Annotated in this window: 22 protein-coding genes; 19 read left to right on the forward strand and 3 right to left on the reverse strand. The window is 40.2% G+C overall.

Annotated features, from left to right (window positions below):
* The first annotated feature begins 12 nt into the window (after positions 1 to 12).
* From def to OS138_RS07900, 11 genes are all read left to right on the forward strand, one after another.
* A complete protein-coding gene (gene def, locus OS138_RS07850; RefSeq protein WP_325069951.1) occupies positions 13 to 504 on the forward strand; it encodes a peptide deformylase in 492 nt (163 codons plus the stop codon).
* Positions 497 to 1,435, forward strand: a complete 939-nt coding sequence (gene fmt / locus OS138_RS07855; protein WP_002301208.1) for a methionyl-tRNA formyltransferase — start codon at positions 497 to 499, stop codon at positions 1,433 to 1,435. Before def ends, fmt begins: the two co-directional genes overlap by 8 nt.
* Positions 1,435 to 2,793 (forward strand): 16S rRNA (cytosine(967)-C(5))-methyltransferase RsmB, encoded by a 1,359-nt coding sequence (gene rsmB / locus OS138_RS07860; protein WP_002298188.1) that lies wholly within the window; start codon positions 1,435 to 1,437, stop codon positions 2,791 to 2,793. The genes fmt and rsmB overlap by 1 nt, the downstream gene beginning before the upstream one ends.
* A 12-nt stretch (positions 2,794 to 2,805) precedes the next feature.
* Positions 2,806 to 3,546 carry a Stp1/IreP family PP2C-type Ser/Thr phosphatase gene (locus tag OS138_RS07865; RefSeq protein ID WP_002287376.1) on the forward strand — a complete coding sequence of 247 codons (741 nt, stop codon included), beginning with the start codon at positions 2,806 to 2,808 and terminating at the stop codon, positions 3,544 to 3,546.
* Positions 3,543 to 5,606: a Stk1 family PASTA domain-containing Ser/Thr kinase gene (pknB, locus tag OS138_RS07870; RefSeq protein ID WP_325069952.1), complete on the forward strand. Its 2,064-nt coding sequence runs from the start codon at positions 3,543 to 3,545 to the stop codon at positions 5,604 to 5,606. Before OS138_RS07865 ends, pknB begins: the two co-directional genes overlap by 4 nt.
* A gap of 284 nt (positions 5,607 to 5,890) precedes the next feature.
* Entirely contained in the window at positions 5,891 to 6,790 is a 900-nt protein-coding gene (rsgA, locus tag OS138_RS07875; RefSeq protein ID WP_325069953.1) for a ribosome small subunit-dependent GTPase A, read from the forward strand.
* Positions 6,791 to 6,802: 12 nt separating this feature from the next.
* A complete protein-coding gene (rpe, locus tag OS138_RS07880; protein ID WP_325069954.1) occupies positions 6,803 to 7,453 on the forward strand; it encodes a ribulose-phosphate 3-epimerase in 651 nt (216 codons plus the stop codon).
* Positions 7,454 to 8,092: a thiamine diphosphokinase gene (locus OS138_RS07885; RefSeq protein WP_325069955.1), complete on the forward strand. Its 639-nt coding sequence runs from the start codon at positions 7,454 to 7,456 to the stop codon at positions 8,090 to 8,092.
* A gap of 154 nt (positions 8,093 to 8,246) precedes the next feature.
* Positions 8,247 to 9,101: a rod shape-determining protein MreC gene (gene mreC / locus OS138_RS07890; protein WP_002298185.1), complete on the forward strand. Its 855-nt coding sequence runs from the start codon at positions 8,247 to 8,249 to the stop codon at positions 9,099 to 9,101.
* A 3-nt stretch (positions 9,102 to 9,104) separates the two neighbouring features.
* Positions 9,105 to 9,614: a rod shape-determining protein MreD gene (mreD, locus tag OS138_RS07895; RefSeq protein WP_002287385.1), complete on the forward strand. Its 510-nt coding sequence runs from the start codon at positions 9,105 to 9,107 to the stop codon at positions 9,612 to 9,614.
* A 254-nt stretch (positions 9,615 to 9,868) separates the two neighbouring features.
* Positions 9,869 to 11,422, forward strand: coding sequence for a C40 family peptidase (locus tag OS138_RS07900; RefSeq protein ID WP_325069956.1), 1,554 nt, complete (start codon positions 9,869 to 9,871; stop codon positions 11,420 to 11,422).
* Between the two features lie 67 nt (positions 11,423 to 11,489).
* On the opposite strand, the gene OS138_RS07905 is transcribed toward OS138_RS07900, so the two are convergent.
* A complete protein-coding gene (locus OS138_RS07905) occupies positions 11,490 to 13,289 on the reverse strand; it encodes a M3 family oligoendopeptidase (RefSeq protein ID WP_325069957.1) in 1,800 nt (599 codons plus the stop codon).
* Between the two features lie 122 nt (positions 13,290 to 13,411).
* On the opposite strand from OS138_RS07905, the gene OS138_RS07910 reads away from it, so the two are divergent.
* Complete coding sequence (locus OS138_RS07910; protein ID WP_002287389.1) at positions 13,412 to 13,918, forward strand: VanZ family protein; 507 nt, start codon at positions 13,412 to 13,414, stop codon at positions 13,916 to 13,918.
* A gap of 78 nt (positions 13,919 to 13,996) precedes the next feature.
* A complete protein-coding gene (locus OS138_RS07915; RefSeq protein WP_002287391.1) occupies positions 13,997 to 14,719 on the forward strand; it encodes a YebC/PmpR family DNA-binding transcriptional regulator in 723 nt (240 codons plus the stop codon).
* A gap of 77 nt (positions 14,720 to 14,796) precedes the next feature.
* On the opposite strand, the gene OS138_RS07920 is transcribed toward OS138_RS07915, so the two are convergent.
* Positions 14,797 to 16,197: a L,D-transpeptidase family protein gene (locus OS138_RS07920; protein WP_002298179.1), complete on the reverse strand. Its 1,401-nt coding sequence runs from the start codon at positions 16,195 to 16,197 to the stop codon at positions 14,797 to 14,799.
* A 169-nt stretch (positions 16,198 to 16,366) separates the two neighbouring features.
* Complete coding sequence (locus OS138_RS07925; protein WP_002287399.1) at positions 16,367 to 17,341, reverse strand: L-lactate dehydrogenase; 975 nt, start codon at positions 17,339 to 17,341, stop codon at positions 16,367 to 16,369.
* Between the two features lie 352 nt (positions 17,342 to 17,693).
* Here OS138_RS07925 and pth point away from each other — a divergent pair, with 352 nt between their 5' ends.
* The 6 genes from pth (at position 17,694) to OS138_RS07955 (ending at position 24,690) form a co-directional block, all read left to right on the forward strand.
* A complete protein-coding gene (gene pth, locus OS138_RS07930; protein WP_002287401.1) occupies positions 17,694 to 18,254 on the forward strand; it encodes an aminoacyl-tRNA hydrolase in 561 nt (186 codons plus the stop codon).
* 16 nt (positions 18,255 to 18,270) lie between these two features.
* A complete protein-coding gene (gene mfd / locus OS138_RS07935) occupies positions 18,271 to 21,792 on the forward strand; it encodes a transcription-repair coupling factor (protein ID WP_002287403.1) in 3,522 nt (1,173 codons plus the stop codon).
* A gap of 14 nt (positions 21,793 to 21,806) precedes the next feature.
* Entirely contained in the window at positions 21,807 to 23,402 is a 1,596-nt protein-coding gene (locus OS138_RS07940) for a putative polysaccharide biosynthesis protein (RefSeq protein ID WP_080349308.1), read from the forward strand.
* A gap of 10 nt (positions 23,403 to 23,412) precedes the next feature.
* Positions 23,413 to 23,682 carry an RNA-binding S4 domain-containing protein gene (locus OS138_RS07945; protein ID WP_002287407.1) on the forward strand — a complete coding sequence of 90 codons (270 nt, stop codon included), beginning with the start codon at positions 23,413 to 23,415 and terminating at the stop codon, positions 23,680 to 23,682.
* Between the two features lie 66 nt (positions 23,683 to 23,748).
* Positions 23,749 to 24,174 carry an FtsB family cell division protein gene (locus OS138_RS07950; protein WP_002287409.1) on the forward strand — a complete coding sequence of 142 codons (426 nt, stop codon included), beginning with the start codon at positions 23,749 to 23,751 and terminating at the stop codon, positions 24,172 to 24,174.
* Between the two features lie 45 nt (positions 24,175 to 24,219).
* Positions 24,220 to 24,690 carry a S1 domain-containing RNA-binding protein gene (locus tag OS138_RS07955; RefSeq protein ID WP_002287412.1) on the forward strand — a complete coding sequence of 157 codons (471 nt, stop codon included), beginning with the start codon at positions 24,220 to 24,222 and terminating at the stop codon, positions 24,688 to 24,690.
* Positions 24,691 to 24,790 lie beyond the last annotated feature (100 nt).

Below are 24,790 nucleotides of genomic sequence, written 5' to 3' on the forward strand. Positions count from 1 at the left end.
AAGGGCCAAATTATGCGCTATCCTATATTGATCCACCCTAATGATAAATTAAAAAGAACTGCTCAGCCAATCGATGTAATCACGGACGAGACAATCGCTTTATTAGACAATTTATATGAGACAATGATTGCGAATGACGGAATAGGGATCGCTGCTCCTCAAGTAGGACAAAACAAGAGAATTGCTGTGATCGAAGTAGATGAAGGCGAGAAATTTGAACTGATTAACCCAGAAATCATCGAAGCAAAAGGTGAAAGCCTTGACGTAGAAGGTTGTCTCAGTATTCCGCATGTCTATGGAACGGTCAAGCGAGCAGATGAAGTGACCGTGCGTTATTATGATCGAGACGGAGAAGAGATAGAAGTGACGGCTTTTGGCTATTTAGCCCGTGCCTTCCAGCATGAAATCGATCACTTAGACGGTATCTTGTTCATTGAGAAAATGGTACAGCAGATCCCGGAAGAAGAACTTGAAGAATATATGGAGGAACATCTTGATGACTAAGCTAGTATTTATGGGCACACCTGCTTTTTCTGTGCCGATTCTTGAAGGGCTGATAGAATCAGGTTACGAGATCCAGGCAGTGGTAACACAGCCCGACCGTCCAGTTGGGCGGAAACGAGTAATTACGCCGACACCGGTAAAAGAAGCGGCTCTGAAGCACGGTATCCGTGTGCTGCAGCCAGAGAAAATCTCCGGTTCGCCAGAAATGGAAGAAATCATTGAATTGGCGCCTGATGTGATCGTCACTGCGGCATTTGGCCAATTCTTGCCTGAAAAGTTATTGCAAGTACCAAAATTAGGGGCAATCAATGTCCATGCTTCTTTACTTCCTAAATATCGGGGAGGTGCGCCTGTTCATTATGCCATCATGAATGGGGAGAAAGAAACTGGTGTAACGATCATGGAAATGATCAAAAAAATGGATGCAGGCGGAATCTATGCGCAAGAAAGCATACCAATCACTAAACAAGATGATGTAGGGACGATGTTTGAAAAGCTTAGCCTTTTAGGAAGAAAGCTATTGCTAGAAACATTGCCCAATATTTTGGATGGACAAAAACCAGTACCTCAAGACGAGTCAGAAGCAACTTTTTCGCCAAACATCACACGGGAACAAGAAGCAATCGATTGGCATAAAACTGCAGAAGAAATTGACAACCAAGTACGCGGAATGCGTCCTTGGCCAATTGCATTCACGACCTATGAGGGCATACGCTGGAAATTATTATCGGTTGAAGTATTGGCAGAAACTACAGACAAAGCACCTGGTACGATCATCCGGAAAGACAAAAAAAATCTATGGATTGCTTGCGGTAAACAGACCGTCTTAGCCATCAATGAATTACAGCCAGCTGGTAAAGGAAAACAGGCCGTACATGATTTCCTTAACGGAAGCGGTCAGCAAGTTCAGATTGGTCAGCAGGTGAAATAATGAAAAAAATCCCTAAAAAAATGAAAAAATCAGTACGATATATGGCATTACTGACATTAGAGCGAGTGAACAAGGGTGGCGCCTACTCGAATCTTTTATTGAATGAGATGATCAAACAAAGCGAACTAAATCAAAAAGATGTGGGTTTATTTACAGAATTGATCTACGGTACGATTAGCCATCAGCGACTATTGGAATTTTACGTTGCACCATTGATCGCTAAAGCAAAAAAAGTGGATGACTGGGTCAAGACGCTTCTTTATCTTTCTGTATACCAATTAGAATTTTTAGATAAAGTCCCTGCACATGCTATTTTAAACGAGGCGGTCGAAATCGCAAAAGTAAAAGGAAATCCTGGGACAGGGAAATTTGTAAATGGTGTCTTGAGGAATTATCAGCGTCAAGGAGCACCAGATCTGCAAGGCATTGCTGATCCTATCGAAAGACTTTCTGTCAAAATCAGCCTGCCTCTATGGATGACGAAACGACTGGTGGATCAAATCGGATACGAAGAAACTGAAAAGCTCGGTTTATCGCTATATCAGCCTAGCCATGCTAGTGCCCGAGTAGATACACGCCGACTTTCCAGAGATCAGGCCATCACTGTTTTGCAAGAAGAAGAGATCACAGCTGAAAAAAGCCAAGTCAGTCCATACGGTATAGTAGCGAAAAAAGGGCATTTAGCTTCTAGCTCATTGTTCCACGATGGCGTCATGACGATCCAAGATGAAAGTTCGATGCTTGTAGCGCCGTCTATGCAAATCGAGCCTGAACATCATGTTTTAGATGCCTGTGCAGCACCCGGAGGTAAGACGACGCATATTGCTTCTTTTTTAGATCCGTCATGCGGTGGAGAAGTGGTCGCTTTAGATGTACACGAACACAAAGTCAAACTCATTGAAGATAATGCAGCACGTCTAGGTGTCTCTTCTGCTGTCTACGCTCAAAAGATGGATGCTAGAGAAGTCAGTAAACAGTTCGAAGCAGAGCAGTTTGATCGGATTTTAGTAGACGCGCCTTGTTCAGGTCTTGGGCTGCTTCGGCGAAAACCAGATATTCGTTATAAAAAACAGCCGGATGAGTTAGCGAATTTACCAAAAATCCAATTGGAAATTTTAGAAAGCTGCGCACCAGCTTTAAAGTCTTCCGGTATTCTGACTTATAGTACTTGTACGATCTTAAAAGAAGAAAACCAAGACGTTGTTTCTGCTTTCTTGGAAAGACACCCTGATTTTGAGAGGATTGATGTTTTGACCAATCCTATGCTACAATCATCAATCGAAGAGAAAATGTTGACTTTGTATCCGCATCAGTTTTACACAGATGGATTTTTCATTTGTTGTTTGCGCAAAAAGTAATGAGGTGAAAAAATGCAGATTGAATATCAATCAGATGTAGGAAGACGACGTAACACAAATCAAGACTATGCCAGTGTATTTACCAGCCGTTCAGGTCTCAAGCTTGCTGTATTAGCAGACGGGATGGGTGGTCATCGTGCCGGAGACATTGCCAGTCAGATGGCGGTAACGAATCTAGGCGAAGCTTGGGAAAAACAAGAAGCTGTTGACGATGAAAAAATCGCCCAATGGTTCATTCAATCGATTCAAGAAGAAAATATGCTGATTTATCAGCGTGGACAAGAACAGCCGGAATATAACGGTATGGGAACAACAATCGTAGCGGCCGCTCTGTCAGATGACTGGTTCACGATTGCCAATGTTGGGGATAGCAGAGCTTATTTGATTCGTGAAGATAAAATCATGCAATTGACGGAGGATCATTCTTTAGTCAATGAACTAGTCAAATCAGGAGAAATCAGCGAAGAAATGGCAGTGAACCATCCAAGGAAAAATATTTTAACACGTTCTGTCGGCATGCCTGGAACAGTCGAAGTAGATGTTTCTACTCATCTTTGGCAACTAAAAGATCGACTGCTGTTATGTTCAGATGGCTTGACGAACATGCTGTCTGAAGAAGAAATAGGAACGATCATCAATCAAGAAGGCCCATTGTCTCATAAAGTAACTGAGCTGATTGATCGTGCCAATGAAGCAGGCGGAGCAGATAATATCACCGTTCTTCTTATCGAATATAAGGAGGACAGTGTATGATCGAGTTGGGAAAAAAATTAAATGGCCGTTATCAAATCACTGGAAATATCGGTAGCGGTGGTATGGCAAATGTATTTTTGGCGCACGATTTAATCTTGGATCGTGATGTAGCAGTTAAAGTCTTACGATTTGACTTTCAAAATGACCAGACTGCGATTCGACGATTTCAGAGAGAAGCTTTAGCAGCAACAGAACTCGTTCATCCAAACATTGTTAGTGTTTACGATGTTGGTGAAGAAGACAACATGCAGTATCTGGTGATGGAATACGTCAAAGGAATGGACTTGAAACGATATATCCAAACACATTATCCTGTTCCTTATGAAACAGCAGTAAATATTATGCAGCAGATCCTTTCTGCTATTTCTTTAGCACATAACCATCAAATCATCCACCGAGATTTGAAACCCCAAAACGTACTGATCGATAATGAAGGTGTTGTAAAAATCACGGATTTCGGGATTGCTATCGCTTTATCTGAAACATCGATCACGCAGACGAATACGATGCTAGGATCTGTTCATTATCTGTCCCCTGAGCAGGCCAGAGGAAGTATGGCAACGAAGCAGTCAGATATTTATGCTTTAGGGATCATCCTTTACGAGATGTTGACGGGTAGCGTACCGTTTGATGGTGAATCTGCTGTAACAATTGCTTTAAAACATTTTCAAGATGATCTTCCATCTATAAAAGCACTTGATCCAAATGTGCCACAAGCACTGGAAAACGTGATTTTACGGGCAACGGCTAAAGAACCTGCAGACCGTTATAAGTCAGCCGAGGAAATGTCTGATGATCTTTCTACAGTATTATCACCAGCTCGTGCAAACGAAGAAAAATGGCAGCCTCATGTGATGGATAATGAAACAAAAGTTATCACACCCCTTACGGAAGATGCACCAATGCCTGATTCATTCAAATCTATGCCTCTGCCAAAAGACAAGCCAGAAAACGAAACCTTACCAGATGAGGAAGAAGTTCTGCCTGATCCTAAAAAGAAAGGACAGAAAAAATGGTGGCTGATCCTATTAGCTATTCTTGCTGTTTTAGGAATCGGAACAGCTGTATTCTTTGCTTCTGGCGGGCGAGGAGAAGTTGTTGTTCCTGATGTTTCTGATCTTTCTGAAGCTTCTGCTAGAGAAACACTCGCAAAAGCGAAATTAGAAGTAGCAACAAAAACAGAAGAAATTGCAGATGACAAAATCGAAGAAGGTAATGTAGTGAAGACAGACCCGGCAGCGGGAACGACAGTCAAGCAAAAACGCGAAGTCACTCTGTATATTAGTAGCGGCACGAAAAAAATCAAATTAGATGATTACAGTGGTAAAAGTTATGAAGATGCCGAAGCAAGTTTGAAAGAATTAGGGTTTTCTGCTGACTTGATTCAAAAAGAAGAGGAATTCAGTTCAGAGGTAGAAAGCGGAATGATCATTTCGCAATCTCCATCAGAAGATACAGAAGTCGATCCTAAAACAGACACGATTACTTTCACAGTCAGCAAAGGACCAGAAACAGTGACTTTGAGTAGTCATGTAGGAGAAAACTACGAAACTGTTCGTAATTGGCTTGTTACACAAGGATTCAATATCAATAATATTAGTGCTACTTATGACTATAGCGACACTGTACCATCAGGTTCGATCATCAGTCAGGATCCAGCCTCGGGTGAAGTTGTAGCAGAAGAAACTTACATCAATTTTGTCGTAAGCCAAGGAACAGAGCCTAAATTGAATGATATCTCCGGCTATACAAAAAGCGAAGCACAAAGTTATTTAGCTAGTGTCGGTGCAGAATATATCGGGCATGAGACTTCCGAATATTCAAACACGGTGGATAAAGATAAAGTGATTCGTACAGTACCAGGGGCAGGAACGACAATTACCAAAGGAATGGTTGTGAACGTAATTTACTCTAAAGGACCAGACCCAGCGTCTTCTAGTTCTGAAAAAGACTCTTCAGACAGTTCTAGCAGCTCAAGTAGCTCCAGTAGCACAAGCAACTCTTCAAAAGAAGAATCTTCCAGCTCCACAAGTTCATCAGATAGTACCTCAGAAAGCTAAAAATAAGTTTTTAATAAAATATAATAAAGAGGTTGTGACAGAAGTGATCAGCTTCAAGAAATAAGAAGGGATTTACGAAAATTGCTTCTCAAATTTTTGTGAAATTTCGGCTTATTTCCGAAGAAGATACTTCTGGAACACCGTTTATTCGAAGGGACTGTACCACAGTCCCTTTTTTATGTTTTCTATCTCTTTTGATCAATTTTCAAGCTTTTTACTTTGAGAAGTTTGCGTGGAATAACACCTACTTTCCTCTTCGTATGGTAAAATAAACAAAAACGGAGGTGGCACTTATCAAAGGACAAATCAGAAAAGCAATCAGCGGTTTTTACTATGTATACGCAAACGGAGAGACCTATCAAACAAGAGGAAGAGGAAATTTCCGGAATCGGAAAATCACGCCGCTTGTCGGAGATCAGGTGATCTTTGAGAGTGAAAATCAAACAGACGGCTATCTTCTGGAAATCTTGCCGAGAAAAAATCAATTAGTTCGCCCACCAGTCACAAATGTTGATCTTGGAATCATTGTCACAAGTATCGTAGAGCCTGCATTTTCTTATAATCTACTTGACCGCTTTCTAGTTACCTTGGAATACGAGTCGATCGAACCGATTATTTTTTTGACGAAGACCGACTTGTCAGACAACCCAGAAAAAATCGAAGAGATCAAGCAAACCTATACTAAAATAGGCTATCCGGTGATTGTACCCAATCATACGGGTGATACGACAGAACTGATCCGTTACTTCCCAGAACGGCTATCGGTCTTCATGGGTCAGTCTGGAGCAGGAAAATCGACGCTACTGAATCAAATATCACCGGAACTGAATTTAGCAACAGGAGAGATTTCTGATGCACTTGGAAGAGGACGGCATACAACACGTCATGTGGAACTGATTCCTATCTATGGCGGGTTAGTAGCAGATACACCAGGATTTAGCTCGATTGACTTTTTGACCATTGAAGCAGGAGAACTGCCGAGACAATTTCCGGAATTTGTAGAAGCTTCTGTCCATTGCAAATTTAGAGAGTGCATGCATGCTAAAGAACCTGGCTGCGAAGTAAAACATAGAGTAGAAACAGGTGGTATCGCACAGACACGTTACGACAATTATTTGCAATTCTTACAAGAAGTCGAAAAAAGAAAACCAATGTATGCAAAAAAAGAAGGTAAACGAAAATAGGAGGAAACAAGAATGAAGATAGCACCATCCATTTTGAGTGCAGATTTTGCCAATTTACAAAGAGACATTGAGTTAGTGGAAAAAGGAGGCGCAGATTACATCCACGTAGATGTAATGGATGGCCAATTTGTCCCAAATATCACATTAGGGCCAAATATTGTTCAGGCAATCCGTCCTGTTACTAAATTACCGTTAGACGTCCATCTGATGATCGTTGATCCAGAAAACTACATTCCAGCATTTGCAAAAGCTGGAGCAGATATCATTACTGTCCACGTCGAAGCAACTCCTCATATTCATCGGGCACTTCAAATGACAAAAAGCTTAGGAGTTAAAGCTGGAGTAGTTATCAATCCAGGAACACCAGTCTCCATGATCAAACATGTTTTGCCTTTGGCTGATCAAGTACTAGTCATGACTGTCAATCCTGGGTTCGGCGGACAAAGCTTTATTGAAGAAACAGTAGAAAAAATTACGGAACTCGCTGATCTACGTAAAGAGAACAATTGGACTTATGCAATCGAAGTAGATGGCGGAATCGTTCCAGAAACAGCAAAAGTCTGTAAAGATGCAGGGGCGGATGTCTTCGTTGCAGGATCATATATCTATGGAGCCGAAAATCCAGTCGGACAAATCGAACGATTAAAAGAGGCATTAGACTAAATGAATATTTTATTAGCTGCTGGAGGTAATCCGCAAAACTGGCCGCAGTCTCTGCTGTCCAAATACGATGTCTATGTCGGGATAGACCGTGGTGCGCTGTATCTGCTTCAAGCAGGCTACCCAGTAGATCTGGCAGTGGGTGATTTTGATTCATTGTCGAACGAAGAGCAGGAAGAAGTATTTGCAAAAGCCAAAGAGTATACCCGTTCCCCTGCAGAAAAAGACGATACAGATACACAGTTAGGTATCTTAAAAACATTTGAACGTTACCCGCAAGCGGAAGTCACTTTGATTGGAGCTACGGGCGGAAGATTGGATCATCTTTTAGCCAATCTCTGGTTAGGTATGGAACCTCGTTTCAAACCCTTTGCCCATCAGCTTATTATCAGAGATTGTCAAAATTATTTGTCTTATTATTTGCCTGGAGAGCATATAGTAAGACAGATACCAGATATGAAGTATTTAGCTTATTGCTGCTTGACTCCCGTCTCGAATCTTACATTAAAAGGCAGCAAGTATGTATTGGAAAATAAAGAAGTAGAATATCCGACATCTTATGCAAGTAACGAATTTCTTTCAGATACCGCAGAATTTTCTTTTTCAGATGGTATGATTGCAGTTATTCAAAGCAAAGATTGATCCATAAACAAATAAAAAAATTTGTCTTTCAGGCTAAAAATGACAGAATCTATTATTTGCTAAAAAAAAGCTTAAGAGGAGCAACTTACCTTTTGTTTCACGGCATTTAGTGATAAAATTGAACACAAGAGTCTAATTAATTCGAGGTGTCTTTGTGAAGAAGTTCAATCCTAATAAAAATATTATTATTACCTTGGTTATTGTTATCATCGTGGTGACGATACTAAGTGTGACCGCTGCGCAGCGAGCGAATGAAGGAAAGCCTAATTTCTTCCAATCCATCGTTAATGACAGTGTTGCAATGGTTGATAAAACAATCTCCGCCCCAGTACGGTGGGTACGAAATGGAGTAGATTCTGTCCATAATCTTTTTTCAACTTATGCCGAAAATGAGCGGCTAAAAGAAAAAATCGATAGCTATGATGACGTTTCACAGCAAAACAAGAATTACGAGAGAGAAATCGAATCGTTGAAAAAAGAACTTGAGTTGAATCAGACGCTGACTAGTTACGAAAAAGTAACGGCAAATGTCATTACTCGTTCGCCTGACAGTTGGCAGGACATGCTGATCGTAGACAAGGGTTCTAAAGACGGTATCGAAGCAAATATGGCAGTCATGTCGCAAAAAGGATTGATTGGCCGAGTGATCGAGGTCAATACGGCTTCGTCTAAAATCGAATTACTGTCATCCTCTAATGAAAGTTCCAATCATTTTCCAGTACGGGTATCTTCGGCTAATGGCGAAGCGTTTGGTTTGCTTAAAAACTATGATGAAAAGCTCCATGCCTTAGTGGTGACCCAATTAACTGGTGATACGGATATCAAAGAAGGGGATGTTGTCCAGACATCCGGTCTTGGAGGGAATTCTCCAGCTAACTTGCCGATCGGTACGGTTATTAAAACGAAACCAGATAGTTATGGGCTGGATCGGGAAGTTTATGTGAAACCTTATGCAGAAATGTATGACGTGTCAGTTGTGACGATTGTCCAACGGCTAGCGGAGGATTAGTCCATGTTGAAGAAAGAAACAATGAAGTACTATCTGCCAATCGTTTTGTTCTTTTTGATGTTGATAGATGGTCATTTAACAAGAATGCTAGGGGAGTGGTCGAAAGGCACCTATATGTCAAATGCCCACTTTCTGATATTGGCATTATTATGTTGCAGTATGGCGTTTGAAAAACGTTATTTACTGATTACCACGATTGTTCTCGGGGCTATCTATGACGCTTACTATATTGGCGTTATCGGTATTTATGCAGTAGCTCTCCCTTTAATTGTATGGTTGATGTATGTAATGAAAGACGTTATCCATGTCAACATCTTTACTGAATTTTTCAGTATGATCATCTTTGTCACGGGTTATGAATTGTTTACGATGGTAGTCCAGTTGATTTTTAAATTAGCAGTAGTAAATAACACGTATTTTATTACAAGATTTTTAGGACCTACACTGCTGTTGAACATGATTATATTTGTATTATTCATTTTTCCATTTAAGAAATTATTCAGTGATGAATAATTTCTTTTTTTATTTTTAGGTCGACAGCGAAAAAAAATCGTTGTTATCTTAAGAAATGCTAGACTTAACGCGGCTTTTTCATGATCATTTTCTGAAACGAACAGTTTTGTCATTTTTAAAGGTTGTTTTGAAACATTTTTGTAACATAACTATTATATCGTTGACATACTGCTATGGTACAATTTTTATATCGTTAAGAAAGACTTAAATATATTTAGATATTTATTAAATTAAGCCAGTCGGAGGAATGAAGAGTGAAAAAGAGTTTAATATCAGCAGTAATGGTATGTTCAATGACCTTGACTGCCGTAGCATCACCGATCGCTGCCGCGGCGGACGATTTTGATTCTCAGATACAACAGCAAGATCAAAAGATTGCAGACTTGAAAAATCAACAAGCAGATGCACAATCACAAATCGATGCCTTAGAAAGCCAAGTTTCTGAAATCAACACACAAGCACAAGACCTATTAGCAAAACAAGATACATTGCGTCAAGAATCTGCACAATTAGTAAAAGACATTGCAGATTTACAAGAACGTATTGAAAAACGTGAAGATACAATCCAAAAACAAGCACGTGAAGCACAAGTAAGCAACACAAGCTCAAACTACATCGATGCTGTATTGAATGCTGATTCATTAGCAGATGCTATTGGACGCGTTCAAGCAATGACAACGATGGTAAAAGCAAACAACGACTTGATGGAACAACAAAAACAAGATAAAAAAGCTGTAGAAGACAAAAAAGCTGAAAACGATGCTAAACTAAAAGAATTAGCTGAAAACCAAGCTGCTTTGGAATCTCAAAAAGGCGATCTTTTATCTAAACAAGCTGATTTGAACGTACTGAAAACTTCATTAGCTGCTGAACAAGCAACTGCTGAAGACAAGAAAGCTGACTTGAACCGTCAAAAAGCAGAAGCTGAAGCAGAGCAAGCTCGTATTCGTGAACAACAACGTCTAGCAGAACAAGCTCGTCAACAAGCTGCACAAGAAAAAGCTGAAAAAGAAGCACGCGAACAAGCTGAAGCACAAGCTACTCAAGCTTCAGCAACTGCACAAAGCTCAGCAACAGAAGAATCATCAGCTACACAATCTTCAATGACTGAAGAATCATCATCAGCTACACAATCTTCAGCAACAGAAGAATCAACAACACCTGAATCTTCAACAGAAGAATCAACAGCGCCTGAATCTTCAGCAACAGAAGAATCAACAGCGCCTGAATCTTCAACAACAGAAGAATCAACAACAGCGCCTGAATCTTCAGTAACAGAAGAATCAACAGTACCTGAATCTTCAACAGAAGAATCAACAGCACCTGCGCCTACAACACCATCAACAGATCAAAGTGTTGATACAGGAAACGGTACAGGAAGTAGTACTCCGGCTCCAACACCAACACCTGAACAACCAAAACCTGTAACACCTGCTCAAGCTCCTTCTGGAAGTGTGAATGGTGCAGCAATCGTAGCAGAAGCTTACAAATATATTGGTACTCCATATGTTTGGGGCGGTAAAGATCCAAGTGGCTTTGACTGCTCAGGGTTCACACGCTATGTTTACATGCAAGTAACTGGTCGTGACATCGGTGGTTGGACAGTTCCTCAAGAATCAGCTGGAACAAAAATTTCAGTTTCTCAAGCAAAAGCTGGAGACTTGTTATTCTGGGGATCACAAGGCGGAACTTACCACGTAGCGATTGCTTTAGGCGGAGGACAATATATCCATGCTCCTCAACCAGGCGAAAGCGTAAAAGTTGGTTCAGTTCAATGGTTTGCACCTGACTTTGCTGTCAGCATGTAAGAATGATTAATCAAAAAGAGTTAGCCCATTCTGGACTAACTCTTTTTTTATTGTGATAAAATAGAAATCAGATAAATTCTTCTGTCAATTCCATGAACGTTTGGATATCTTCAATCACCATGTCGATACCTGCTTGCCAAAAATCTGGTTGGGTAAGATCGACATTCAAATGGTTCTTCGCAAGATCTTCCGTCGTCATTGAGGCAGTATCGCGTAGTAAATGGATATATTCTTCTTCAAAATTTGCTCCCTTTTGGTTGGCGTAAGCATAGATGCCCAAACTAAAGAGGTAGCCAAAGGTGTATGGGAAGTTATAAAACGGTACGTCATCAATAAAGAAATGCAATTTTGCAGCCCAGAAATATGGATGGTAAGTAGCTAAAGCTCCTTGATAGCCTTCTTTTTGCGCCTCAACCATCATCTCTGTGATCTTATCTTCTGAGACTAATCCTTCTTTCCGTGCTTCATAGAATCGATTTTCAAAAATGAATCGGGAATGGATATTCATGAACATAGCTAAAGCATTTTGCAGTTTTGTATCTAGCAAATTGATTTTTTCTTCTTTTGTTTTTGCGGCTTTTAATGTAGCATCGGCTACGATCAGTTCTGCGAATGTACTTGCTGTTTCTGCGACATTCATGGCATATTCGCGATTTAAAGAAGGTAAATCCCACATCGTGCTGCTATGGAAAGCATGTCCTAGTTCATGAGCAAGTGTCGCAACCTCATTAACAGAATTACTGTAGGTCATAAAGATCCTTGATTCTTTTGTTTCTGGTAACTCAGTACAATAACCACCAGGACGTTTCCCAGGACGATCTTCTGCTTCGATCCAGCTCTTTTCAAAAGCAGATTGGGCAAATTTAGCCATTTTTGGACTGAATTTGTTAAAGTTTTCGATAATAAATGCTGCTGCTTCGTCAAAACTAAAGGTTTTTTCTTTCAAATCGCCTAAAATAATAGGTGCATCTTGATCTTGCCATTCCATTTTTTCTTTACCGAAAAGATTAGCTTTTCTAGTCAAGTAATCAACAAGGGGTTGTTTGTTTTTCTGGATTGTATCCCACATGACAGATAATGTTTCTTTCTTCAACCGATTGTACTCTAATGGTTTTTGTAGAAAATCTGTGACACCATGAAGTTCATAGTCAGAAAGTCTAAAACCATCTAAATGATTCAAAGTATCCGTGAAGAGGGGTGCCTTTTCTTTCCAGGCTTCTTCCCATGCTGTGAAAAGTGTTTCTCTGACTTTTGGATCTGGATCGCCCATCATCTTATTGAAGGCTTGTCCAGCAGATAATTCGACTACTTGTCCATCTTGTTCGAAGGGAATCGAAATGCTGGCTACAATCGTATCATAATGACTGCTCCAAGCATTTAGACCATCTAAAGAAAGCGTATTTATAATGTTTTCTTCAGCTTCTGATAATAATTGTGAGCCATCACGACGAATCTCGTTTAAACGAAAAGCAATTGTTTCAAACGAAGATTGAGAAAGCATCTGATTCCAATCATTGTCAGATATTTCTGCAAATTTCTTTGACAATACAGTTTCGGCTGATTGCAGACGAGGCAGCATCGCGTAAAGCTTGCCCGATAAGACCTTTGCATCTGAATCATTGACATTGGCAGAAAGCAATGCAGTAATATAGCTGCTGCATTGGGTAAAGCCATTCGTAATCGTTTCTTGCAATTGAAGAATAGCGTTTAACTGCTCTGCATTGTCAGAACTAGGTGACCATTTTGTTACGCGGTGATAATACTCGTTCATTTGGTCTTCCAATTGCTTCATCCGTTGGTTCAAAGCATCAGAATGACTGCCTCCGGAAAAAATAGAATCTAGATTCCAATTTAATGAATAACTCATGAAAAAACTCCCTTCATATTGTAATACAAAATTAAGTATAGCACTTTTTTATGGAAGAAGTCTCTATGAAAATGATTGTTGTTTCTTCAAAAAAAGTCTAAGATAAAATACAGAGGTGACTTATGAATTCTTCAAAAAAACAAATGAAAAATGGAAATATTTATTTAGTAATCGCACTGATAGTCGTTATAATCTTATTTTACAGTTCTTCTCAAACTTACGGACAGCAATCACAAGTTTCGCGATTAGAAAGCTGGCTGCCTAATCAGCCATTTAAAGACACATTAGCGGGTATACGTTTTAATTATGGTGGAAGTATGGTGAGTATCGACCATCTGGGCTACGCCAAATTTTTAGAGTTCTTTTTAAGGAAGGGCGCACATTTCGGTACCTATTTTATTTTGGGAGGCAGCTTGTTTTTAGGTGTTTTCCCCAAGCTAAAAATTTGGTGGCTGACAGCGATCCTTGCTTGGCTTTCAGCAACAGGGTACGCAGGTTTGGACGAATTCCATCAGATGATGACCGGTGGACGAACACCTATGTTCCAAGATGTCATGTTGGATTCGATCGGTGCTCTGACTGCTGTGATATTATGTGTGCTTTTTGCGGCATTCAAGAAGCGTTTATAGATTGGCTGTGGCTTTGTTTTTTTGTGAAATAGTACTAGAATAGAAGTGTATTCTCAAAAGAACAAGGGAGGAAAAATCATGTCAGGACATAGTAAATGGCATAATATCCAAGGAAGAAAAAATGCCCAAGATGCAAAACGAGGGAAAGTCTTTCAGAAACTTTCTCGTGAAATTTATATGGCAGCTAAAGCAGGCGGTCCTGATCCATCTATGAATCCAGCTTTGCGGCTTGTTGTGGACAAAGCAAAAGCTGCAAATATGCCTAACGACAATGTGGAACGGGCGATTAAAAAGGCTACGAGTGCCGTAGATGAAACGAATTACGATGAAATCACGTATGAAGGATATGGTCCGGGTGGAGTAGGAATCTTAGTCCATGCATTGACAGATAACCGTAATCGGACAGCGACAAATGTCCGAGTAGCTTTTACTCGAAACGGTGGATCACTGGGAGAAACGGGTTCAGTCAGTTACTTGTTTGACCGCAAGGGATATATCGCTATTGAACGCGATGGGTTGACTGTTGATGAAGAGACGATGTTTGAGGATGTATTAGAGGCGGGGGCAGAAGATCTGCAAACTTCTCCTGAAGTATTCGAGATTTATACTGCACCAGAAGATTTTGCTGCTGTACGAGATGAGTTGGAAAAAGAGTTCACTTTGGCGCAAGCAGAATTGACGATGATTCCACAAACGACGATTGATTTAAATGAGGAACAAAAAGAGCAATTGGAACGTCTAGTAGATAAGCTAGAAGACGATGATGATGTTTCAGAAGTCTTTACTGCTGCTGAAATGTAAGTAGCACATGGTTAGATAATAAAAAGAAAGCACCTGTACCAATCGTACGGGTGCTTTCTTTTTATATATTATTTTTGTTAGAAGACCAATACAGGCGTTCCTTTTTCGACCATCCCGAATAATTCCTTCATTACACTTGGTGGGGTGTTGATGCAGCCGTGTGAACCGCGGGTTTTCCATAAGTCTCCACCGTATTCAGGTTGCCAGTCTGAATCGTGGATACCAACACCTGTCCAGTCAATCGGCATCCAGTAGTTTACCGGACTCTCGTAAGGTGTTCCATCGTCATTTGTTCCTTTTAAAGTTGCATCTTCTTCTTTATTCCAAACATAGAAGACTCCAGCAGGTGTAGGTGTAGTTGGCTTTCCGGAAACGATATCTGTTTCAAGGGCCACTTTTCCGTCTTTGTAATACCACATATGCTGGTTCTCCAGATCAACTTCGATATACGTATCTTCGATCAATGGATGATCAGCGGTTGTGCCACCTTGCACAATGGGTGAACGAGTAAAATCTTGGCCTGCCAGAATCGCTTTTTTCAATGCTTCTGTCTCGCTGTCTGTTTGGATCGTCCAACTGTAAGTGCCAACTGGGACCGTAACTTCTCCTCTTTTTGTACTTTTAAATTTTGTGTCATTCGTACTTGTGTTATACTTTGTGCCTAAATCTGTTACATATTGACGTACTTGTTCTGTATCTAAATCGACTTTTCCATCATTGTAGGTCAGCCAACTCATAATATCACTTGATGGGATCTGGAAAGTCTCACCGTTTATACTGTAAGTAGCTTTTACATTTGCGATAGCATTCATGGATGCGAGTTGTTCTTTCAGTGAGCTGTCTTCAGATGTTACTTTTGGTTTTTCTTTGAATTCAGTCAATTCAATTGTATCTTTACCAGAGTTTACCGCACTTTTTAATTGTTTGACCGCAGCATCGACGTCGATCGTATTTCCATTGACTTCAGGCTTGATAACGAAAGAGTCACCTGCTTTTTCGATCGTTGCATCAGTAGTAGGTGTCCGGTCTTTGTTCAAATCAGTCAGCTTAGTTGTCAATGTCTGAACGGTAGTGTCTAGTTTTTGGTGGTTTTGACTGACAGGATCTATTTCTTGTTTTTCTGCCGCTGAGACATAAGTCATTCCCCAAGTCCATCCGTTTTGTTCATTTAGGATCGGAGAAAGCTCCGAAGTGAAATCATCTTTGTAGCCGAGCTCGGATTTTGGTACTTCCTGCCAGACTTTTCCATCTTCTTTAATAGCCAGTTTTTTATCAGAATAAGCTTCTTTTAATTTTTCATTTGCTTTTTCGACTGTTAGATTGCTGACATTTATTCCATTTATTTCTGTATTCGGCAAAAAATGCTTTGTGTAGTATGTACTGCGATAGGTATAAAAGCTGATCAGCACTAAGAGAACACCAAGAGCTGAAAGCAAAGCAACATGTTTCGATTTTTTTCGATGCGAAGATCTTGTCATATCGACAACTCCTTAAGTAAAAGTTTAGGGTGGAACGGTCTCATGATAGCATAATTTAGAGGAAAAGACGAAGGTTATCTCTACTTTATGAAAAAATTTAGAAACCATAAGGGTGATAAAATAAAAAAACGGAAAACACCGAATAGATGTTTTCCGTCATGTTCAAAGATTATTCAGCGTCTAGTTTAGCAAAAGCTTCATCTAGAATTTCTTTTAATTGCTTAGCAGAAGCAGCCATACGGTCTTGCTCGCTGTCACTTAAAGGAATTTCGATTACTTTTTGGATACCTTGACGGTTGATAACAGCAGGTGCACCAATGTAGATGTCGTTCAATCCATATTCGCCATTCATGAATACTGATAAAGGAAGAACAGCATTTTCATCATCTAAGATGGCACGAGTGATACGTGCTAATGCTACTGCGATACCATAGAAAGTAGCGCCTTTTTTCTCGATAATTGTGTAAGCAGCGTCACGTACGCCAAAGAATAGGTTAACCATAGCTTCTTCATCGATTTCTGGGTTGTTTTTTACCCATTCATAGATTTGCAAGCCGGCAACATTTGCATGTGACCAAACTGGGAATTCTGAATCTCCGTGTTCACCTAAGATGTAAGCATGGACGTTACGTGCATCAACGTCAACTAATTCCGCAAGTGCTTGACGGAAACGAGCTGAGTCAAGAGAGGTACCTGAACCGATTACGCGTTCTTTAGGGAAACCTGAGAATTTCCAAGTTGAGTAAGTCAAAATATCTACTGGGTTAGCGGCAACTAAAAAGATACCGTTAAATCCTGATTCAACGATTTGTGTGACAACATCGCGGTTGATTTTTAGGTTTTTGTTTACTAAGTCTAAACGAGTTTCACCTGGTTTTTGTGGTGCGCCAGCTGTAATAACAACTAAGTCAGCATCATGTGCGTCTGCGTAAGTAGCAGAATAGATTTTTTTAGGTGAAGTAAATGCCAAAGCGTGAGACAAGTCAATTGCGTCTCCTTCAGTTTTAGCAGTATTGATATCCACGATACCTACTTCTTGAGCGATATTTTGAGTAACTAGAGCAAAGGCATAGCTAGAACCTACGGCGCCGTCTCCAACAAGAATAACTTTTTGATGATCTTTTTTTTCTGCAGCTGCAGTCATTTAGTATCAATCCTTCCATTGATTTGTTTTTTCCCATGCTTATGCTAACATTTCTCAAGCCCCATGTCACGCTATTTGGCTATAAAATATAACAGATAACAAGGTTGTATTATATGTAAAAGCTTACATGTGCGTTATTTCACTATTTTTATATATCAATTATTTCATTAAACTTTGAAGAAATTTTTAATTTCTTTATCATTTATTAACGATTCTCTTTTAGCCGAAACGCTTTGTTTTGTGTTATACTATGCATTGACAAGTATAAAAAAGAAAAAAGCTCGATGGACTGGACCGCTAATTAGCAGTCCAGCCTTTTGTGCTGCTTTTTAGAATTAGGTGGAAAACAAAAATGAAAATGATCGTCGGGTTAGGAAACCCAGGTACCAAATACCAATATACAAAACACAATATCGGCTTTATGGTCGTGGATAAAATTGCACGCGAGCATCAAGCTACTTTCAAAAAAAATCCGTTTGAAGCAGAAGTTGCCGAATTTTTTCATAATGGAGAAAAGATCCTTCTAGTCAAACCACAAACATTCATGAATGAATCTGGTCGTGCAGTCGGCCCACTAATGACTTATTTTGGGATTTATCCAGAGGAATTAGTCGTAATCTACGATGATTTGGATCTGGCAGTGGGAAAAATCCGGCTCCGTCAAAAGGGAAGTGCCGGCGGGCATAACGGTATCAAAAGTATCATTTCCCATTTGAATACGAATGTCTTTGATCGAATCAAGGTGGGAATCGGCAGGCCAGAAGGAAAAAAAACAGTAGTCCAGCATGTGCTTAGTCCTTTCAGCAAAGAAAATCAGCCTTTGATAGAAGAAAGCATGTGTCAATCTGTTAAAGCAGTCGAATATCTCATAGAAGGGCATTCGTTCGTGGATGCGATGAATCGATTCAATTGAGGAAGGAGGAAAAGGAATGGATATTATTCAATTAGTCGGAAAAGATCCGCAAGTAAAAGAATGGGTCAGCAATTTAGAAGAAAAAATGCCTAGACAACTAATCACAGGATTAGCGGGCTCAGCGAAAACACTTCTATTTGCTCGAGCGTTTAAGAAAACAAATAAAAACATGATTATTCTGATGCCAAATTTGTATTATGCGAATCAGTTAGCAGAAGATCTGCAACATGTGATTCCGCAAGATCAGATCCATTTATTTCCAGTGGATGAAGTGCTTTCTGCTGAAATGGCCTTTTCTTCTCCAGAAGCGCGAGGCGAGAGAGTCGCAACGCTTAACGCACTTCAAGAAAAAAAAGCAGGTATCTATTTGTTGCCAGTCGCATCTTTGCACAAGCGACTGCCGAATAAGAAAACTTGGCTACAGGCGCAATTGAATTGGCATATTGGTGATGAGATAGACGTGGAAAATCTTCCTCGCCAATTGACTTTGATGGGCTATGTACGAGAAGAGATGGTCGCAAAACCGGGAGAATTCAGTATTCGAGGAAGCATTATCGATATTTACCCGTTAACGACAACCTATCCTGTTCGTGTAGAACTATTTGATGTAGAGATAGATTCTATGCGGTATTTTGAAGCAGAAACACAACGCTCAATCGAAAAAACGGAAGAAATCTGGGTTTCCCCAACGAGTGAACAAGTCTACGGACCAGAAGATCTAGAACATGGAATAGAGCAAATGCAAAAAATGCTAGAAAAACGGCTTGCTGCGACCACAGAAGAAGCAGACCGCGAGTTTTTGCAAGATTACTTCGGTCAGCTGACTTCAAGCTGGCAAGCAGGTGTCCCGACAGAAGAAGCAAAATTCTACTCAGATCTTCTTTACCAAGAATCTGTGACGATCTTGGATTATTTCCCTTCAAATAGTTTACTAGTCGTTGATGATTATCAGCGAATCATGGAAACAAATCGGGAAATCGAAAGGGAAGCGGCAGAATGGCAGACTCAAAAAATCAGCGAATTGCGGGTGTTTTCTGAGCAGACATTTTCAGCAGATATACAAAAAATCGTGCAGAAGGAAAAGTTCACCACAACCTTTTTCTCGCTCTTTCAAAAAGGAATGGGAAATCTTCGCTTCCAAGCAATCCATAATTTTCAATATCGGACGATGCAACAGTTCTTCGGACAAATGCCATTGCTGAAAACAGAAATGGACCGTTGGCGCAAGCAAAAGCAAACTGTTGTGATTTTTATTCCGACAAAGGACAGGATACGCAAAGCAGAACAAATGCTTCGAGATGAAGACATATTAGTAGTAGAAACAGAAAAAAATGCATTGATCAGAGGACAAGTGCAATTAGTTGAAGGAGCTTTGCAAGCTGGTTTTGAACTTCCTCAAGAAAAAATAGTAGCTATCACAGAAAAAGAAATTTTTCAAAAAACAACAAAAAAACAAACGAGACGTCAAACAGTAACAAACGCAGAGCGATTGAAAAGCTATAATGAATTAAAAGCAGGAGATTACGTTGTCCATGCCAATCATGGTATCGGGAAATACATCGGGATGGAAACGCTAGAAGTAGATGGCGTTCACCAAGACTATATGACTATTTTGTACCAAAACGACGATAAACTGTTTATTCCTGTTACTCAACTGAACCTGATCCAAAAATATGTCGCCTCTGAAGCCAAAGCGCCTCGCATCAATAAGCTAGGCGGAAGTGAATGGACGAAAACCAAGCGAAAAGTCTCTTCAAAAATCGAGGATATCGCTGACGATCTAATCAAATTATATGCCGCAAGAGAGTCAGAAAAAGGATATGCTTTTGGACCTGATGACGCCTACCAAAAAGAATTCGAAAATGCCTTCCCCTACTCTGAAACTGATGACCAGTTGAGAAGTGCAGCGGAGATCAAACGGGATATGGAAAAAGAAAAACCAATGGATCGGCTACTCGTAGGTGATGTTGGTTATGGGAAAACAGAAGTAGCGCTTCGAGCGGCCTTTAAAGCGATAAAGGAAAGCAAACAAGTAGCCTTTTTAGTTCCAACAACGATCTTGGCACAGCAGCACTATGAAACGATGCTGGAAAGATTTGAAGGTTTCCCCGTAAATATCGGGCTATTAAGTCGTTTCAGAACAAGAAAGCAACAAAAAGAAACCATCGAACAACTGCGTACAGGTCAAGTTGATATTGTTGTAGGAACCCATCGAATCTTGTCAAAAGATATTGAATTTAGCGATTTGGGTCTACTGATCATTGACGAAGAACAACGTTTTGGTGTAAAACATAAGGAACGATTGAAACAGTTACGTGCACAAGTGGATGTTTTGACTCTGACTGCAACACCGATTCCGAGAACTTTGCATATGTCGATGTTAGGCGTGCGGGATCTTTCAGTAATCGAAACACCGCCTGCGAATCGTTATCCGATCCAAACATATGTTATGGAAAAAAATCCTGGGGCTATTCGCGAAGCAATCCATCGAGAAATGGGACGAGGTGGACAAGTATTCTATTTATATAATCGGGTAGAAACGATCGAACAAAAAGTAGAAGAAATCCAAGAACTCGTTCCGGAAGCACGGATCGGTTATGCTCATGGGCAAATGACAGAGGCGCAATTAGAAAATACGCTTTTTGAATTTATTGAAGGTCAGTATGATGTTCTTGTCACTACAACCATCATTGAAACAGGAGTAGATATCCCGAACGCAAATACGTTGTTCGTTGAGAACGCTGATTATATGGGATTATCCACGTTATACCAATTGCGAGGGCGGGTAGGAAGAAGCAGCCGTGTCGCATATGCTTACTTTATGTATGAGCAGCAGAAGATCCTTAACGAAGTCAGTGAAAAACGTCTTCAGGCAATCAAAGATTTTACAGAATTGGGATCTGGATTCAAGATTGCGATGCGGGATCTTTCCATTCGCGGTGCAGGTAATCTCTTAGGTGCTCAGCAGCATGGATTTATTGACGCAGTCGGTTTCGATATGTATTCTCAAATGCTAAGCGAAGCTGTTTCTCGTAAACAAGGAAAGAATAGTCAAGTGGAGAAGACCACTGTTGAGATCGACCTCGGTGTCGATGCGTATCTACCTGAAACATACGTGGCAGATCAACGGCAGAAAATCGAGATCTATAAACGAATTCGTGAACTTGATTCGCAAGAAATGCTAGATGAACTAGAAGATGATCTGCTCGACCGTTTTGGAGAATACCCAGAAGAAGTAGCACATCTCTTGACAATTGGGCAGATCAAAATGGATGGCGATCGAGCGCTCCTAGAAACGATAAGGAAACAGGAGGCGCATATAGTCTTTACTCTAAGTAAAGTTGGAACAAAACGCTATAGTGTGGAACAGTTATTCGAAGCACTGACAGCGACAAAACTAAAAGCCAGTCTAGGCGTTGAAAAAGAACAGATGGTGATACGCTTGACGATCCCCAACCAAATGGAAGAAGCAGTATGGCTTCAGGAAATCCAAAAGTTTGTCAAAGCGTTGCGTGAGCAAAAATATCTGTCAGCGTAGGAAGGAGCAATGATTTGGATCATAAAGAAATGCGGCGCGTCATGCAAGGAGCATTTGTCTTGACGATTGCTTCTTTCATAGCAAAAGTATTAAGTGCCCTTTACCGAATTCCCCTCCAAAACTTAGTCGGCGACGAAGGTTTTTATGTTTATCAGCAAGTTTATCCAATTTATGGGATAGCAATGACTTTAGCTTTATCCGGTCTTCCGCAGTTCATATCAAAGTACGTTGCAGAAAGAAAGAATCCTTTCGAGCGAAAGCAAGCTTTGCAAAATCTTTATCCCTTAGTATTTTGGACAGGTGTCTTTTTGTGGTTGTTTGTCTTTTCATTTAGCAGCTGGATTGCTTGGATGATGGGAGACATACAATTGAAACCGCTGATCCAAGTAGTTTCCTTTACCTTTTTACTGATGCCTGGTCTATCTTTTTATCGAGGGAATTTCCAAGGAAGATTCTTGATGGAACCAACTGCTGTTTCTCAAGTAGTTGAGCAGTTCGTTCGTGTTTTTGTGATTGTCTGTAGTGCGTTTGCTTTTAGAAAGCTTGGATGGACGGTGTACCAAACAGGGACGGCAGCAATGAGTGGAGCTGTTTTTGGCGGTTTATGCGCATATGGGATCCTTCACTACTATGAACAAAAGATTCATGGAGGAGCGTTAAGCTTCCGACGGTTTCCATTGTTCAAACAGCCGTCAAAGCCCTTGATCCGGCGTTTTCTGGTAGAAGGCGGACTGGTTTCGATTTATAGTGGATTGCTTATCTTTTTCCAGCTGATCGACTCTTTCTTTGTAAAAAATGCTTTGGAAGTTTACGGACTGTCAGAATACGGTGCGAAGATAGCAAAAGGGGTCTATGATCGAGGTCAGCCTTTAGTACAATTAGGTTTAGTGATTGCCACTGCATTAAGTGCGACATTCCTGCCTGCGTTGACTCGTCATTTGACCAACCGGATCTATCGTCAGTTTTTACAGACAGCCAAAATCTATCTTAGATTGACGACCGCTTTAGCATTAGCTGCGTCTTTGGGATTAGCCTTGCTGCTCCCTTATATCAATTATGCGTTGTTTAAAGATTATGCGGGAAATGCAGCGCTTGTATTGTTTGTTTTTTCCATTGCTTTCACTGCAGTCATCCAAGCTTATCAAAGTATTGCTCAAAGCAAGAACTCGTTTCGCCCTTCTTTAAAAGGCGCAGGATGGGGACTATTGGTAAAAGGATTGACTACTTCTTTTCTGACCGGTTTATTAGGAACAGCAGGTGCAAGCCTGTCTACCCTTTTAGGATTAGGTGTGACGCTTTGGTATTTTGTTCGAATCGAAACAAAAGAGCTAAATGCTTTTTGGAAAGAACGGCATTTTGGACGGAAGTTGATGATCAGCCTTCTTTGTATGACAGTAGTACTGCTGCTGTATTATGGTGTATTGAATATAGTATTTGGTCCTGTAACTCATCGTTCCACTGCTTTTTTTGTCAGCGTGATAGGAGTTGGGATCGGGGCTTCTGTGTTCATTTATGCAGTGATCCGTCTTCGTCTGTTTACAGTACGAGAATGGCTAATGTTGCCTTTTGGTAAGAAAATCCTGCGATTAAATAAAAAAATTAAAAAGTGAGGAATAAGATATGCGATTAGATAAATTTTTAAAAATTTCCCGAATCATCAAAAGACGATCAGTAGCAAAAGAAGTAGCTGATAAAGGAAGAATTCAAATCAACGGTAAATTGGCGAAATCTTCCAGTGATGTCAAAGTAGGCGATATTTTGAAAGTCCAGTTTGGCAACAAAACGTTGGAAGTGAAAATTACGGAATTACATGAATCAACCAAAAAAGAAGATGCACAAAAAATGTACGAAATTATTTCTGAAAATCGCACAGAAACACTAGAGAAATAGATTAGACAAGCTTTCACGATATTGGTATAATGAAAAAGACAATCAAAAAGATTGGAGCGAATCCAAGTGACGAAAAAAAGCAATAAAATCGCTGCGCTAGATACGGAATATGCAAAGAAAAAGTATGCTGAATTTCAGCAACAACAACGTCAACTGATTTTTCGAAGACGCAGACTGGCTGCAATTTTTGTTGGTGCTTTGGTCATTTTCGCGATAATAGGTGTGCAGATTTTCCATGACATGCAAAGGATGCATCAATTGAACGAATTGAGAGTCGAAGCAAATACTGAAATGAAAGAAGTCAACGCAGACGTTGATCAGCTGCACCAAGATGTTTCATTGCTGAAAGATGATGAGTATGTAGCTAAACTTGCCAGAAGCAAATTCTTTTACTCAAAAGACGGTGAAAAAGTTTATCCTATATTAGAATCAAATACAGACAGCTCGACAAATGAAACAGATCAATCAACTAGTTCTACAACTGCAAAATAAGCAGGAATATAAAAAAGGGAAATAATTAGGAGGAACATTTTTTTTATGTCAATCGAGGTAGGAGCAAAACTGCAAGGAAAAGTATCAGGAATCACAAATTTTGGTGCGTTTATTGATCTAGGTGCTGGAAAAACGGGTCTAGTTCATATTAGCGAAGTGTCAAATGGCTATGTAAAAGACATCCATGATGTTTTAAGTGTAGGAGATGAAGTAACAGTCAAAGTTATTTCAGTAAATGATGATGGAAAAATCGGACTATCTATCCGGAAAGCGCAGGAACAACCTGCTGAATCTGGAGAAGAAAGCCGTCCTAAAAAATATCAACAAAAAGATCCCCGTGACAACCGAAATCGTCCAGCACAGAAAAAATCTTTTTCTCGCAGTCAACCTTCAGCTCAAAAAGAAGACTTCGATTCATTGATGAGTTCATTTTTGAAAGATAGCGATGACCGCTTATCTTCATTGAAGCGAAACACAGAAGGAAAGCGCGGTGGCCGTGGCGGACGCCGCAGCTAAAAAGCCGCAAATAATGATAGTGCGACTATTTGGGTCATAGTATCAACAGAGGGCAGGTTAATTGTCGTTTTAGACGTTTTCCCGCTCTCTTTTTTTTAGG

Origin of the sequence: Enterococcus sp. E5-37 (genome assembly GCF_035726925.1) — a bacterium.
Taxonomy (GTDB): Bacteria; Bacillota; Bacilli; order Lactobacillales; family Enterococcaceae; genus Enterococcus_B; species Enterococcus_B faecium.

What these genes read in the sequence shown, in the direction of transcription:
- OS138_RS07920 (WP_002298179.1), bottom strand. Translation starts at nt 16,197, where the DNA reads ATGACAAGATCTTCGCATCGAAAAAAATCGAAACATGTTGCTTTGCTT.
- pknB (WP_325069952.1), top strand. Translation starts at nt 3,543, where the DNA reads ATGATCGAGTTGGGAAAAAAATTAAATGGCCGTTATCAAATCACTGGA.
- rpe (WP_325069954.1), top strand. Translation starts at nt 6,803, where the DNA reads ATGAAGATAGCACCATCCATTTTGAGTGCAGATTTTGCCAATTTACAA.
- OS138_RS07885 (WP_325069955.1), top strand. Translation starts at nt 7,454, where the DNA reads ATGAATATTTTATTAGCTGCTGGAGGTAATCCGCAAAACTGGCCGCAG.
- def (WP_325069951.1), top strand. Translation starts at nt 13, where the DNA reads ATGCGCTATCCTATATTGATCCACCCTAATGATAAATTAAAAAGAACT.
- OS138_RS07905 (WP_325069957.1), bottom strand. Translation starts at nt 13,289, where the DNA reads ATGAGTTATTCATTAAATTGGAATCTAGATTCTATTTTTTCCGGAGGC.
- rsmB (WP_002298188.1), top strand. Translation starts at nt 1,435, where the DNA reads ATGAAAAAAATCCCTAAAAAAATGAAAAAATCAGTACGATATATGGCA.
- mfd (WP_002287403.1), top strand. Translation starts at nt 18,271, where the DNA reads ATGGATATTATTCAATTAGTCGGAAAAGATCCGCAAGTAAAAGAATGG.
- OS138_RS07865 (WP_002287376.1), top strand. Translation starts at nt 2,806, where the DNA reads ATGCAGATTGAATATCAATCAGATGTAGGAAGACGACGTAACACAAAT.
- OS138_RS07910 (WP_002287389.1), top strand. Translation starts at nt 13,412, where the DNA reads ATGAATTCTTCAAAAAAACAAATGAAAAATGGAAATATTTATTTAGTA.
- OS138_RS07945 (WP_002287407.1), top strand. Translation starts at nt 23,413, where the DNA reads ATGCGATTAGATAAATTTTTAAAAATTTCCCGAATCATCAAAAGACGA.
- fmt (WP_002301208.1), top strand. Translation starts at nt 497, where the DNA reads ATGACTAAGCTAGTATTTATGGGCACACCTGCTTTTTCTGTGCCGATT.
- OS138_RS07925 (WP_002287399.1), bottom strand. Translation starts at nt 17,341, where the DNA reads ATGACTGCAGCTGCAGAAAAAAAAGATCATCAAAAAGTTATTCTTGTT.
- pth (WP_002287401.1), top strand. Translation starts at nt 17,694, where the DNA reads ATGAAAATGATCGTCGGGTTAGGAAACCCAGGTACCAAATACCAATAT.
- OS138_RS07955 (WP_002287412.1), top strand. Translation starts at nt 24,220, where the DNA reads ATGTCAATCGAGGTAGGAGCAAAACTGCAAGGAAAAGTATCAGGAATC.
- mreD (WP_002287385.1), top strand. Translation starts at nt 9,105, where the DNA reads ATGTTGAAGAAAGAAACAATGAAGTACTATCTGCCAATCGTTTTGTTC.
- OS138_RS07915 (WP_002287391.1), top strand. Translation starts at nt 13,997, where the DNA reads ATGTCAGGACATAGTAAATGGCATAATATCCAAGGAAGAAAAAATGCC.